The sequence below is a fragment of the Pseudomonas sp. QL9 genome (genome assembly GCF_041409665.1).
In the GTDB taxonomy this organism is placed as follows: domain Bacteria; phylum Pseudomonadota; class Gammaproteobacteria; order Pseudomonadales; family Pseudomonadaceae; genus Pseudomonas; species Pseudomonas knackmussii.
Genome location: NZ_CP166971.1, coordinates 2789573 through 2802500, shown reverse-complemented (window position 1 = coordinate 2802500; position 12928 = coordinate 2789573). Strand labels below are relative to the sequence as shown.

Genomic DNA, 12928 nt, shown 5'->3' with positions numbered 1-12928 from the left:
CTTCCCAGCCCTCTTCCAGAAAGGAGAGCCTTTGCCGGGCTCTTCTCCTCTATATAAAGAAAGGCGCCTGATGTGGCGCCTTTCTTGTTTCCAACCCTCGACTCAGGCGCGCATCGGCTTGCCGCGCACCGGCGCACCGTTGGCCTTGTAGTAGTCCGCCTTGCTGCGCGGCAGCGGCTGGCGACCGCGGATTCGGTCGGCGATCTTCTCGGCCATCATGATGGTGGTGGCGTTGAGGTTGCCGGTGATGATCAGCGGCATGATCGACGCATCCACCACTCGCAGGCCTTCCATGCCGTGTACGCGGCCCTGGCCGTCGACCACCGCCATGTCGTCCTCGCCCATCTTGCACGAGCAGGAGGGGTGGAAAGCCGTCTCGGCATGCTCGCGGATGAATGCATCCAGCTCGGCATCGGACTTCTTGTCCACGCCCGGGCTTAGCTCACGGCCGCGATAGGGATCCAGCGCCGGCTGATTCATGATCTCGCGGGTGATGCGGATGCCGTCGCGGAACTCCTGCCAGTCCTGCTCGGTGGACATGTAGTTGAAGAGGATGCTCGGGTGCTTGCGCGGATCGCGCGAGGTCACCTGGATGCGCCCGCGGCTCGGCGAGCGCATGGAGCCGACGTGCGCCTGGAAGCCGTGCTCCTTCACCGCGTTGCTGCCGTTGTAGTTAATCGCCACCGGCAGGAAATGGTACTGGATGTTCGGCCACTCGAATTCCGGACGGGTGCGGATGAAGCCGCCGGCCTCGAACTGGTTGCTCGCGCCCAGGCCGGTGCCGAGGAACATCCACTGCGCGCCGATCTGCGGCTGGTTCCACCATTGCAGCGCGGGGTACAGCGAGACCGGCTCCTTGCAGGCGTACTGCAGGTACATTTCCAGGTGGTCCTGGAGGTTCTGGCCGACACCGGGCAGGTCATGCACGACGTCGATGCCCAGATCGCGCAGCACGGCAGCCGGGCCAACGCCCGAGCGCTGCAGCAGCTGCGGAGAAGCGATGGCGCCGGAACAAACCAGCACTTCGCGGCGAGCGCGGACCTGTTTGGGCGTGTTGTCGTTGCCATGCAGGTAGGTCGCGCCCACTGCGCGCTTGCCGTTGAACAGGATGCGGTCGGTCAGCGCGTGGGTGACGATGGTCAGGTTCGGGCGGTTGCGCGCCTGGTCCAGGTAGCCGCGTGCGGTGCTGGAGCGGCGACCCTGCGGGGTGACGGTGCGGTCCATCGGGCCGAAGCCTTCCTGCTGGTAGCCGTTGAGGTCCTCGGTGCGCGGATAGCCCGCTTGAACACCGGCCTCGACCATTGCGTGGAACAGCGGATTGTTGCCGGCCTTGGGCGTGGTCACGCTAACCGGGCCGTCGCCGCCGTGGTAGTCGTTGGGGCCGATGTCGCGGGTCTCGGCCTTGCGGAAGTAGGGCAGGCAGTCGAGGTAGGTCCAGTCTTCCAGGCCCTTCTCTTTCGCCCAGCCGTCGAAGTCCATGGCGTTGCCGCGGATGTAGCACATGCCGTTGATCAGCGAGGAACCGCCCAGGCCCTTGCCGCGGCCGCACTCCATGCGGCGGTTGTTCATGTAGGGCTCGGGATCGGTGAGATACGCCCAGTTGTAGCGCCGACCTTGCAGCGGGTAGGCCAGCGCCGCGGGCATCTGCGTGCGGAAGTCGGCGCGGTAGTCCGGGCCGCCGGCTTCGAGCAGCAGCACGCTGACGTCCGCGTCCTCGGTCAGGCGGGTGGCGAGGACGTTTCCGGCCGAGCCGGCACCGATGATGATGTAGTCGAATTCCTGGGTCATGCAGGCCAACCTCTTTTTCTGGGCGCGACACCGCCCGCGACGCATGCGCGCCGGTGTCGGAATCTTGGAAAGGCCGGTCGCTCTGCGACCGGCCGCTCAGGGCTCGATCGCGGCGGTCAGAACACCGAGGCGTAGTCGCCCAGTTCTACCTGCACGGATTTGATCCGAGTGTAATGAGCCAGGGTGGTCAGGCCGTTCTCGCGACCGACGCCGGATTGCTTGTAGCCGCCAACCGGCATTTCTGCGGGCGACTCGCCCCAGGTGTTGATCCAGCAGATGCCGGCTTCCAGGCGGTGGATCACACGGTGGGCGCGGGCCAGGTCCTGGGTCACCACGCCAGCGGCGAGGCCGTACTCGGTGTCGTTGGCGCGGCGGATGGCTTCTTCCTCGGTGTCGTAGACGAGGATGCTCATCACCGGGCCGAAGATCTCTTCGCGGACGATGGTCATGTCGTCAGTGCAGTCGGTGAACACTGTCGGCGCGACGTAGGCGCCCTTGCCGAACTCGCCGTGGGTGACGCGCTCGCCGCCGCAGAGCAGGCGGGCTTTCTGTTCCTTGCCGGCTTCGATGTAGCTGAGCACGCTTTCCATGTGCGGGAAGCTGACCAGCGGGCCGAAGTTGGTGTTCTCGTCCTGCGGGCTGCCCAGGCGGATGCGCTTCACGCGCTCGACCACTTTCTCTTCGAAGCGCGCCTGCAGGGCACGCGGGATGAATACGCGGGTGCCGTTGGTGCAGACCTGGCCGGAGCTGAAGAAGTTGGCCATGACCGCGATGTCGGCGGCGCGGTCGAGGTTGGCGTCGTCGAAGATGATCAGCGGCGACTTGCCGCCCAGTTCCATGGTCACTTCCTTGAGCGAGGAGCTGGAGGCGCTGGCCATGACCTTCTTGCCGGTGGAGGTGCCGCCGGTGAAGGAGATCTTCTCGATCAGCGGGTGCTCGGTCAGCCACTGGCCGACTTCGCGGCCGCTGCCGGTGAGGACGTTGAACACGCCATCGGGCAGGCCGGCCTCGGTATAGATCTCGGCGAGCTTCAGCACGGACAGCGGGGTGACTTCGCTGGGCTTGAAGATCATCGCGTTGCCGGCAGCCAGGGCCGGTGCGGATTTCCACAGGGCGATCTGGATCGGGTAGTTCCAGGCGCCGATGCCGGCGACCACGCCCAGCGGTTCGCGGCGGGTGTAGACGAAGCTGGTTTCGCGCAGCGGGATCTGCTCGCCTTCGATGGCCGGGACCAGGCCGGCGTAGTACTCGAGCACGTCGGCGCCGGTGACGATGTCGACGTTGCGGGTCTCGGCCAGCGGCTTGCCGGTGTCGAGGGTTTCCAGTTCGGCGAGTTCGTCATTGCGCTGGCGGAGGATTTCCACGGCACGACGCAAGATGCGCGAGCGCTGCATGGCGGTCATTGCCGCCCATACTTTCTGGCCTTCGACCGCGCTCTGCACGGCGCGCTCGACGTCTTCCTTCGAGGCGCGCTGGACCTGCGCGAGGACTTCCCCATTGGCCGGGTTGATGGTCTCGAAAGTGGCGCCGCTGGTGGCCTCCACGTAGCGACCACCGATGTAGAGCTTCTGTACGTCGAATCGAGCCATGGGGTTGTTGTCCTCTCTTATAGGTCGTTGCAGCACGTAAGGCCGCGCCCGCTAACCGGTGCGCTTGGCCAGTTGTTGGTCGAGATACTCGTAGGCGATCGCCAGGGCCTGGTCGGTGTCGAAGGCGTCGCCGGAAAGCGCGCCACGCAGCCACAAGCCGTCGATCAGCGCGGCCAGCCCGCGAGCGGCGGTGCGCGCCTGCTTCAGTGGCAGCTCGCGACGCAGCTCGCAACACAGGTTGGAATACAGCCTGTGGTCGTTGATCCGTTGCAGTCGGCGCAATGCCGGCTGGTGCATGCTGCTGGCCCAGAACGCCAGCCAGGTCTTCATCGCCGGGCCGTTGACCTGGCTGTTGTCGAAGTTGCCAGCGACTATCGCCCGCAGGTGGGCACGCGCATCGTCGGTTCGCAGGCTAGCGCGACGTTCGCGCACGGCCTTGCTCAAAGCCGACATCAGATGCCGCATCGTCGCCTCCAGGAGTCCGTTCTTGTCCTGGAAGTAGTGGCTGATGATGCCGTTGGAGACCCCCGCCAGGCGGGCGATCAGGGCGATGCTGGCGTCGCTCATGCCAACCTGGTCCACCGCCTCTAGCGTGGCGTGGATCAGTTGGGAACGGCGAATCGGCTGCATACCGACCTTGGGCATTGGTTTCTCTCCTCACGCGGGGCGCGACTGTGCCGCCCGGCGTCGATGATGTGGGTCAGTCTATTTTGTTTTTATTGAACGTTCAATCAACTAAGAATAAGCTGCGCTCCGTGAACTGCTCCGTGCCTTGCGTGCAACCGGGCCCGAGCCGTTCAGCTGCGCGCCGCGCAAAAGGCACAAGGATCGCAGAATCCGGCCTCCAAGTGGCGCGACGGCAATGCTGTGTCTGTGGTTCGCGGCTCGACGTCCAGCCAAAAGCACCGGTCGCCGGCCGCCATGCGTTCACTGCCATGGGGTCTCCCGAAAAATGAGTTCTGCTTCGCCAACAAAAACAAACGAGCAGGTCCGTCTGAATCCAACCGTGTTCTTCGGCTCCACCGCCCTGATCCTGGTTCTGACCGCCGCCCTTATCCTCTTCCCCGACAGCGCCGGCGCCGCGCTGGCCCGCACCCAGGCCTGGCTGTCGCACAGCTTTGGCTGGTACTACATGCTGGCCATCGGTTCCTATCTGTTCTTCGTGGTCTGGATCGCCTTCTCACGCTTCGGCACGCTGAAGCTTGGCGCCGACCATGACAAACCCGATTTCAGCTACGGCGCCTGGGCCGGCATGCTGTTTTCCTCGGGCATCGGCATCTCGCTGCTGTACTTCGCAGCATCCGAGCCGCTCGACCACCTGTACAACCCGCCCGAAGGCACACCCGGCACCGCCCAGGCGGCTCGCCAGGCGCTGCAGCTGACCTTCCTCCACTGGGGCGTGCACGGCTGGGCGATCTACGCCCTGGTCGGCCTGGCCGTCGGCTACTTCGCCTACCGCCACCGCCAGCCTCTGGCGCTGCGCTCGGCGCTCTACCCGATCCTCGGCGAACGCTGGGTGAAGGGTGCGGCGGGCCACGCGGTGGATATCTTCGGCATCTTCGTCACCCTGCTCGGCCTGGTCACCAACCTGGGGATCGGCGCGCTGCAGGTGTCGTCCGGACTGGAATACCTGACCGGCATGGAGCACTCCAAGACCACCCTGCTGATCGTGCTGCTGGTGATGAGCCTGGTGGCCACCCTGGCGGCGGTCTCGGGCATCGAGAAGGGCATCCGCCGGCTGTCCAACCTGAACATCATCCTGTTCAGCTCGCTGCTGGTGTTCGTGCTGGCCTGCGGCTCGACCCTGGAGCTGCTCAACGGCTTCGTGCAGAACCTCGGCGACTACCTCAACGGCCTGGTGCTGAAGACCTTCGACCTCTACGTCTACACCGGTGGCGGCGCCGCCAAGAGCGAAGAGTGGCTGGGCCTGTGGACCCTGTTCTATTGGGCCTGGTGGATCTCCTGGGCGCCCTTCGTCGGCATGTTCGTCGCGCGCATCTCGCGTGGCCGCACCGTCCGCGAGCTGGTCTGCGGGGTGATGCTGATCCCGCTGGGCTTCACCCTCGCCTGGCTCTCGGTGTTCGGCAACAGCGCGCTGGACCTGGTGATGAATCACGGCGCCGCCGACATCGGCAAGGCCGCGCTGGAGCAGCCGTCGATGTCCATCTACCTGCTGCTGGAGCATTACCCGCTGGCCAAGATCGTGATCGGCGTTTCGATCTTCGTCGGCTTCGTGCTCTTCCTCACCCCGGCCGATTCCGGCTCGGTGATGCTGGCCAACCTGTCGCGCCAGGGCGGCGATCTCGACGAGGACGCGCCCAACTGGCTGCGCATCCTCTGGTCGGTGATCGTCACGCTGGTGACCATCGGGCTGCTGTTCGCCGGCAACTTCACCGCCATGCAGACCGTGGTGGTGCTGGCCGGCCTGCCCTTCTCGGCGGTGCTGATCCTCTTCATGTTCGGCCTCTACAAGGCCATGAGCGCCGACTATGAGCGCCTGTACGGCCACGCCCGGCCGGTCGCGCGCCCTGCCGAGCTGAACGCCGTCGGCTGACCAACTGCTCCCCGGTGGCGTCCCGCCCGACGCCACCTGCCTGCCCCGAGGGGCAGGCCCCTTTGCCCGGCCCCGCGCCGGGCTTTCTTTTTCTGGCGCAGACTGAGGTGAACTTCCCTTCCGTGGAGAAGCCATGCTCTCGCCCTCACCCAACTGGTGCCTGGTGCGCCTGGACGACAACGGCAACCGCTTCGTCATGCGCCGCGGCCTGACCCGCGAGGAAGCCGAGGCCCTGGCGCGCGACTACCAGGCGCGCGGGCACAAGCAGACGTATTGGGCGGAGCCGGAGGAGATCTCCCCTCCCCCGTAGGAGCGGGCCATGCCCGCGATCGCGCGCATGGCGTGCTCCTACAACGAGCTCAAGCCCCACGCCTTGCGCAGGGCCTTAAGCGCCTCGGCAATCCGCACTTCGGGCACTGCGGCGAAGCCCAGCACCAGGCCGGCGCGCTCGTCCGGATGTTCCGCCGACTCCGGCAGCCAGTAGTCGCTCAGCGCGTTGACCTCGACGCCAGCCTGCAGCGCACGCTCCACCAGCCAGCGTTCGCGCTCGCGACTCTCCACGCGCACACAGAGATGCAGGCCCGCCTCCACCGTCGGCATGGGCGCGCAGCCGGGCACCTCGGGCCAGCCGCGTAGAAGGGCATCGCGCCGGGCACGGGCAGCCCGGCGCATGCGCCGTACGTGACGCTGGAAATGCCCTTCGGCGATGAAGTCGGCCATCACCCGCTGGGTGCCGACCTCGGAATGCCGGACATCGAGCGCGCGACGGCGGGCGAAGGCTTCGGCCAGGGCCGGCGGCACGACCAGGTAGCCCAGGCGCATGGCGGGGAAGGCGATCTTGCAGAAGGTGCCGACGTAGAGCACGCGGTCCTGGCGATCCAGCGCGGCCAGCGGCATCAGCGGGGTGCCGCTGTAGCGGTACTCGCCGTCGTAGTCGTCCTCGACTATCCAGCCGCCGCTGCGCTCGGCCCACTCCAGCAGCTCCAGGCGCCGCGCCAGGGAGAGCGTTACGCCGGTTGGGTACTGGTGCGAAGGCGTAACGTAGACCAGCCGGCAATCCGGCAGCTGCCGCAGGCGCTCGGCCTGGAAGCCGTCGGCATCCACCGGCACGCCGTGCAAACGCGCACCAGCAGTAGCGAAGGCATGCCCAGCGGCGCGATAACCGGGATTTTCGATGGCGACGCCGTCACCCTCGCCCAGCAGTACCTGAGCACAAAGCGCGATGCCCTGCTGCGCACCGCTGGTGATGATCACCTGCCCCGCCTCGCAATGCAGGCCACGCGAGCCGCGCAGGTATGCCGCGACGAGCTCGCGCAAGCGCCACTCCCCGGCGGCATCGCCATAACCCAGGCAATCGGCCGGCGGGTTGCGCCAGAAGCGCGACTGCAAGCGCGCCCAGGTCTCGAAGGGGAACAGGTCGAACGCCGGCACGCCGACCCGGAAGGCACGCGGCGCCCCGCTCGGCGGCTTCGGCAAGTGATGCTTCTGCAGGCGCTCCAGCGAGGCGACTTCCGGCACCCGATGCTCTTGCGGCACCGGTACGCCCTGCGGTTGCACTCGCTCAGCGACATAGGTGCCATCGCCCGTGCGGCCCTCGATGTAACCCTCGGCGTAGAGTTGCTCGTAGGCACGCACCACGGTATTGCGCGAAACGCCGAGCGCGTTGGCCAGGTCGCGACTGGCCGGCAGGCGCGAACGCGCGCCGAGGCGGCCGTCGAGAATCCGCTCGCGCAGGGCCTGGAACAACTGCACGCCCAGCCCCTGGGCGGGGTCCAGGCGGATGCCGGAAGGGTCGAAAGGCAAGGGAACGCTCATGGCGGGCTCCAACAATGGCTCCATGAATTGGACCATGAATGGATCTTTAGCGGAACCAATCGAGCCACTAGTCTGAACTCAGACTTCCGACCACAAGGCCGCACCCCATGACCGCTCCTCTCGAAATCCGCGCCGTCAGCGCCGACGACCACGCTGCCTGGCTGCCGCTGTGGCAGGGCTACCAGCGTTTCTACAAGACCAGCATCGACGAGGCCACCAGCGCCGTGACCTGGCAGCGCTTCCTCGACCCCGCCGAGCCCATGCACTGCGCCCTCGCCTGGCGCGATGGCAAGGCCATCGGCATGGTCCACTACATCTTCCACCGCTCCTGCTGGACCCAAGGCGACTACGTCTACCTGCAGGATCTGTACGTCGACGAAAACCTGCGCGGCGGTGGCGTCGGCCGCGAGCTGATCGAGCACGTCTACGCCATGGCGCGTGCCGCCGGCGCCTCGCGGGTGCATTGGCTGACCCACGAGACCAACACCGACGCCATGTTCCTCTACGACCGGATCGCCGACCGCTCCGGCTTCATCCAGTACCGCAAGATCCTCTGACCGGAGAAGCGCCATGACCGATTCGCACCCGCTATTGCACTGGAAGCCGGTAGCCGCGCCGGCCCATGAACCGCTGAAGGGCCGCTACCTGGACCTGGAGCCACTGGACGTCGCGTGCCACGGCGCCGACCTCTGGGACGCGCTGCAGGGCCCGGAATCCGACGCGCTGCTGTGGGACTACCTGCCCTATGGCCCCTTCACCGAGCGCGCCGCGTTCGACGCCTGGGTCGCCACTAACGCTGCCGGCGCCGATCCCCAGTTCTACGCCGTGCGCGAGAAGCGCAGCGGGCGCGTCACCGGCCTGCTCAGCTTCCTGCGCATCACCCCCAAGGACGGCGTGATCGAGATCGGCCACATCGCCTTCGGCCGCGTCATGCAGCGCAGCCCGGCCTCCACCGAGGCGGTATACCTGCTGGCCAAGCGCGCCTTCGACCTGGGCTACCGCCGCCTGGAATGGAAGTGCAACTCGCGCAACGCCCGTTCCATGCGCGCGGCGGAGCGCCTGGGCTTCGTCTACGAGGGCACCTTCCGCCAGCACATGGTGGTCAAGGACCAGAACCGCGACAGCGCCTGGTTCTCCATCCTCGACAGCGAATGGCCGGTGCGCCAGGCCGCCTTCGAGCAGTGGCTCGCGCCGGAAAACTTCGATGCCGAAGGCCGGCAGAAACGCGGCCTGGAAACGCTGCGCGGCGCCTGAAAAAAGCCTTTTCGGGGAACTGCCAGGCCGCAAGGGGATCGGTGATACTGAATCCTTTCCCCTTGCTGTGCCGGAGGCCCCCATGAGCAGCGCATATACCACACCCCGCGTCGAACAGCTGACGATCGACGAGCTGCCCTGCTGGCGCATCCACACCGAATTCGGCGAAGCACTGATCGCCCAGCAGGGCGCCCAGCTGCTCAGCTACCAGCCCCACGAACAGCCGCCGCTGGTGTGGCTCAGCGAACAGGCCGAGTACAAGCATGGGCAATCGCTGCGCGGTGGCGCGCCGGTGTGCTGGCCCTGGTTCGGCGACCTCGCGCGCAACCCGGTGCAAGTACGCACCGAATTCGACGGCGAGAAAGCCCCTGCCCACGGCCTGGTGCGCGGCATCGACTGGCAACTGGAAGACATCGCCGACGAACAGGGCGTGCTCTCCGTGCACTGGAAATTCGACGCCCACCACGGCCTGCCGGGCTGGCCGCACGCGGCGGAACTGAGCCTGGTGATGCGCTTCGGCGAACGCCTGGGCCTGGAGCTGACCACCCGCAACCTCGGTGACAAGCCGCTGGCCGTGAGCCAGGCGCTGCACACCTACTTCGCCGTCAGCGACAGCCGCGATATCAGCATCGACGGCCTGCAGGGCTGCCGCTACATCGAGACTCTGGATAACTGGGAGGAACGCCGCCAGGACGGCGTGGTGCGCATCGAGGGCGAAACAGACCGCATCTACCTCGACGTCGACCGCACCCTGGTGATCCGCGATCCGCAGTGGCAGCGCGGCATCCACATCCAGGCCAGCCACTCGCGCTCGGCGGTGGTGTGGAACCCCTGGGTGGACAAATCCCAACGCCTCTCGCAGTTCGCCAACGACGCCTGGCAGGACATGCTCTGCATCGAGACGGCGCGGGTCTGGGAAGATGTGCTGAACGTCGCGCCGGGACGCAGCGAGACCATGAGCGTGGAGATCTGGAGCGCGCCGCTGGAGGCCTGACGGGCTCTTCCGCGAAAGTCCCCGCACCGATCCACTCGTAGGGCGCACAACCGCGTTCGCGGTTATGCGCCGCCGCCCCGAACGAAAACGGCGGATAACCCCCTTGGGGTTATTCGCCCTACGGGGTCGGCATTCGTGCGGTTCGCGAGCAAGCTCGCTCCTACAGGTGACGCCGGATCGCGGCTATCTACAGATCGCTGTCCTGCACCGCCCGGACCTTGGCGTCGTCCATCGCGTAGGCCGCATCGGCCATGTCGTTGCTGACCTTCTCCACCTTCAGCGTGCCGGTCACCCAGTACGGGCTGTAGATGTCGTCGATCTTGATGCCCTTGGGGTAGCGCACCAGCACGATCTGGTTCGGCGGCGGCGGCGGCACGTGGATGCAGGCGCCCGGATAGGGCACCAGGAAGAACTCGGTGACGCGGCCCTTGGCATCGTTGGCCAGCGGCACCGGGTAGCCGCCCAGGCGGATCTGCTTGCCGTCTAGCGCGGCGACCGTCTTGGTCGAGTACATCACCGGCGCGAGTTTGCCTTTCTGCTTCAAGCCGCCCTTCTTCTGGGTGAAGGTACCGGCGGACTCGGGGCTGTTGTGGTCGATGTCCGGCATCGCCTCCAGCGCCTTGCGGTCGCTGGGCGGCATCAGCTGCAGCCAGTCGGTTTCCGGGAGGTCGGCGGCATGGGCCAGGCCGGTGAGCAGCGCCAGGCTGCAGGCGATAAGGATACGACGCATGAAAACGGCTCTCGGGCGCCGTGAGGGGGCCCATGCAACGAAGGGATGAGAAAAGACTTCACCACCCGCCTCCCCGGGCGGGCAGGCGGTAATTCGGCGCACATTCTTGAGGATCGGTGGGCAAATGACCAGCGCCAGGCGCGTTGCCCGCCGACCGACAGGCGTGGCTCAGCTCTTCTTCAGGCTGTTGTAGATCACCAGCAGGATCACGGCACCGACCACCGCGCCAATGAAGCCGGCGGTCTGTCCGGCCTGGTAGATGCCCACGGCCTGGCCGCCGTAGGTGGCCAGCAGCGAGCCGCCGATACCGATCACGATGGTCATGATCCAGCCCATGCTGTCGTCGCCCGGTTTCAGAAAACGGGCGATGAGGCCGACGATCAGGCCGATGACGATGGTTCCGATGAAGCCCATGGCATTCCCTCCTGTGAATGGACGCGCCCGACGGCGCGCCCCTTTCAGACAGTGTAGGAAAGCCCGACGTTCAACGTAGGAGATCGAGAAAAGACCTCCGTAGCCGTCAGTCCTTGGCGATCAGCGCCTCGACCTCGGCGATGCGCGCCTTCAGGGTCGGCAGGTCGGCGCTGCGCAGGGTGGCGTGGCCGACCTTGCGCCCGGCCTTGAAGGCCTTGCCGTAGTGGTGCAGGTGGCAGTCGGCGATGTTCAGCACATCGGCCACCGGCGGCACTTCGCCGATGAAGTTGAGCATGGCGCTCTCGCCGACCTTGGCGGTGGAGCCCAGCGGCAGGCCTGCGATGGCCCGCACATGGTTCTCGAACTGGCTGCACTCGGCGCCTTCGATGGTCCAGTGCCCGGAGTTGTGTACGCGCGGGGCGATCTCGTTGGCCTTCAGGCCGCCGTCGACCTCGAAGAACTCGAAGGCCAGCACGCCGACGTAGTCCAGCTTGTCCAGCACGCGGCCGACGTAGTCCTCGGCCAGCGCCTGCAGCGGGTGCGCGGAGCTGGCGACGGACAGGCGCAGGATGCCGTTCTCGTGGGTGTTGTGCACCAGCGGGTAGAAGCGCGTCTCGCCGTCGCGGGCGCGTACCGCCACCAGCGAGACTTCGCCGGTGAAGGGCACGAAGCCTTCGAGGATGCAGGGCACGCTGCCCAGCTCGGCGAAGGCGCCGACCACGTCCTCGGGCTTGCGCAGGACCTTCTGGCCCTTGCCGTCGTAGCCCAGGGTGCGGGTCTTCATCACCGCCGGCAGGCCAATGCTGGCCACCGCGGCGTCGAGATCAGCCTGCGACTGCACGTCGGCGAAGGCCGGGGTCGGGATGCCCAGGTCCTTGAACATGGACTTCTCGAACCAGCGGTCGCGGGCGATGCGCAGGGCTTCGGCGCTCGGGTAGACCGGCACGAACTGCGAGAGGAAGGCCACGGTCTCGGCCGGCACGCTCTCGAACTCGAAGGTCACCAGGTCGACTTCGTCGGCCAGCTGGCGCAGGTGGTCCTGGTCGCCGTAGTCGGCGCGGATGTGCTCGCCCAGGGCCTGGGCGCAGGCATCCGGCGCCGGATCGAGGAAGGCGAAGTTCATGCCCAGCGGGGTACCCGCCAGGGACAGCATGCGGCCGAGCTGGCCACCACCGATGACACCGATTTTCATGTTCGAGCCTGTGCTTCCTAACGCTGTTCAGGGCCGCCCGGCCGGGCGGCCGTTGCTCACACTTCGCGCGGGTCCGGGTTGTCCAGGACCATGTCGGTCTGGGTCGTGCGGAATTCCTTCAGCGCCACGTGGTACTTCGGATACTTGCCGCCGAGGATGCTCGCCGCCAGCAGTGCGGCGTTGGTCGCGCCGGCCTTGCCGATGGCCAGGGTGGCGACCGGGATGCCCGCGGGCATCTGCACGATCGACAGCAGCGAATCGACGCCCGAGAGCATGGACGACTGGACCGGCACGCCGAGCACCGGCAGGTGGGTCTTGGCCGCGCACATGCCCGGCAGGTGGGCGGCACCGCCGGCACCGGCGATGATCACCTCGATGCCACGGCCTTCGGCCTCTTCGGCGTACTGGAACAGCAGGTCGGGAGTGCGGTGGGCGGAAACCACCTTCACTTCGTAGGGAATGCCCAGCTTGTCCAGCATGTCCGCGGTGTGACTGAGGGTGCTCCAGTCGGACTTGGAGCCCATGATCACGCCAACCAGTACGCTCATCATCGTGCCTCTAGGTAGTGCGCTCGGGTGCGCGTCAAAAACCAACAAGC

At 66.7% G+C, this 12928-nt stretch carries 13 protein-coding genes; 5 read left to right on the top strand and 8 right to left on the bottom strand.

Translation table 11 applies throughout. The annotated features are described in order from the left end of the window. Positions 1-102: 102 nt before the first annotated feature. The 3 genes from betA to betI form a co-directional block, all read right to left on the bottom strand. Positions 103-1788, bottom strand: a complete 1686-nt coding sequence (gene betA / locus ACA097_RS13230; protein ID WP_043256543.1) for a choline dehydrogenase — start codon at positions 1786-1788, stop codon at positions 103-105. A 116-nt stretch (positions 1789-1904) separates the two neighbouring features. Next, complete coding sequence (betB, locus tag ACA097_RS13225; protein ID WP_043256544.1) at positions 1905-3377, bottom strand: betaine-aldehyde dehydrogenase; 1473 nt, start codon at positions 3375-3377, stop codon at positions 1905-1907. A 51-nt stretch (positions 3378-3428) separates the two neighbouring features. Then, entirely contained in the window at positions 3429-4022 is a 594-nt protein-coding gene (gene betI / locus ACA097_RS13220; protein ID WP_043256546.1) for a transcriptional regulator BetI, read from the bottom strand. A 361-nt stretch (positions 4023-4383) separates the two neighbouring features. Here betI and ACA097_RS13215 point away from each other — a divergent pair, with 361 nt between their 5' ends. Both ACA097_RS13215 and ACA097_RS13210 read left to right on the top strand, forming a co-directional pair. Further along, positions 4384-5931, top strand: coding sequence for a BCCT family transporter (locus ACA097_RS13215; RefSeq protein ID WP_043256548.1), 1548 nt, complete (start codon positions 4384-4386; stop codon positions 5929-5931). Positions 5932-6064: 133 nt separating this feature from the next. Continuing rightward, positions 6065-6241, top strand: a complete 177-nt coding sequence (locus ACA097_RS13210) for a hypothetical protein (RefSeq protein ID WP_371370373.1) — start codon at positions 6065-6067, stop codon at positions 6239-6241. Positions 6242-6279: 38 nt separating this feature from the next. Here ACA097_RS13210 and ACA097_RS13205 read toward each other — a convergent pair whose 3' ends face one another. Further along, entirely contained in the window at positions 6280-7746 is a 1467-nt protein-coding gene (locus ACA097_RS13205) for a PLP-dependent aminotransferase family protein (RefSeq protein WP_371370372.1), read from the bottom strand. 107 nt (positions 7747-7853) lie between these two features. Between ACA097_RS13205 and ACA097_RS13200 the strand changes: the two genes are divergently transcribed. The 3 genes from ACA097_RS13200 to ACA097_RS13190 all read left to right on the top strand — a co-directional run bounded on the left by ACA097_RS13200 (position 7854) and on the right by ACA097_RS13190 (position 9994). After that, positions 7854-8303, top strand: a complete 450-nt coding sequence (locus ACA097_RS13200) for an N-acetyltransferase family protein (RefSeq protein ID WP_371370371.1) — start codon at positions 7854-7856, stop codon at positions 8301-8303. A 13-nt stretch (positions 8304-8316) separates the two neighbouring features. Beyond that, positions 8317-9000, top strand: coding sequence for a GNAT family N-acetyltransferase (locus ACA097_RS13195; protein ID WP_371370370.1), 684 nt, complete (start codon positions 8317-8319; stop codon positions 8998-9000). Positions 9001-9082: 82 nt separating this feature from the next. Next, positions 9083-9994, top strand: coding sequence for a D-hexose-6-phosphate mutarotase (locus ACA097_RS13190; RefSeq protein WP_371370369.1), 912 nt, complete (start codon positions 9083-9085; stop codon positions 9992-9994). Positions 9995-10181: 187 nt separating this feature from the next. On the opposite strand, the gene ACA097_RS13185 is transcribed toward ACA097_RS13190, so the two are convergent. The 4 genes from ACA097_RS13185 to purE all read right to left on the bottom strand — a co-directional run bounded on the left by ACA097_RS13185 (position 10182) and on the right by purE (position 12878). Beyond that, complete coding sequence (locus ACA097_RS13185) at positions 10182-10724, bottom strand: DUF3299 domain-containing protein (protein WP_043256562.1); 543 nt, start codon at positions 10722-10724, stop codon at positions 10182-10184. Between the two features lie 168 nt (positions 10725-10892). After that, entirely contained in the window at positions 10893-11138 is a 246-nt protein-coding gene (locus tag ACA097_RS13180; RefSeq protein ID WP_160288799.1) for a GlsB/YeaQ/YmgE family stress response membrane protein, read from the bottom strand. A gap of 106 nt (positions 11139-11244) precedes the next feature. Continuing rightward, positions 11245-12330, bottom strand: a complete 1086-nt coding sequence (locus ACA097_RS13175; protein ID WP_371370368.1) for a 5-(carboxyamino)imidazole ribonucleotide synthase — start codon at positions 12328-12330, stop codon at positions 11245-11247. Between the two features lie 56 nt (positions 12331-12386). Next, the gene (purE, locus tag ACA097_RS13170) at positions 12387-12878 is read right to left on the bottom strand and encodes a 5-(carboxyamino)imidazole ribonucleotide mutase (protein WP_371370367.1); all 492 of its coding nucleotides are present in this window, start codon (positions 12876-12878) and stop codon (positions 12387-12389) included. Positions 12879-12928: the final 50 nt, after the last annotated feature.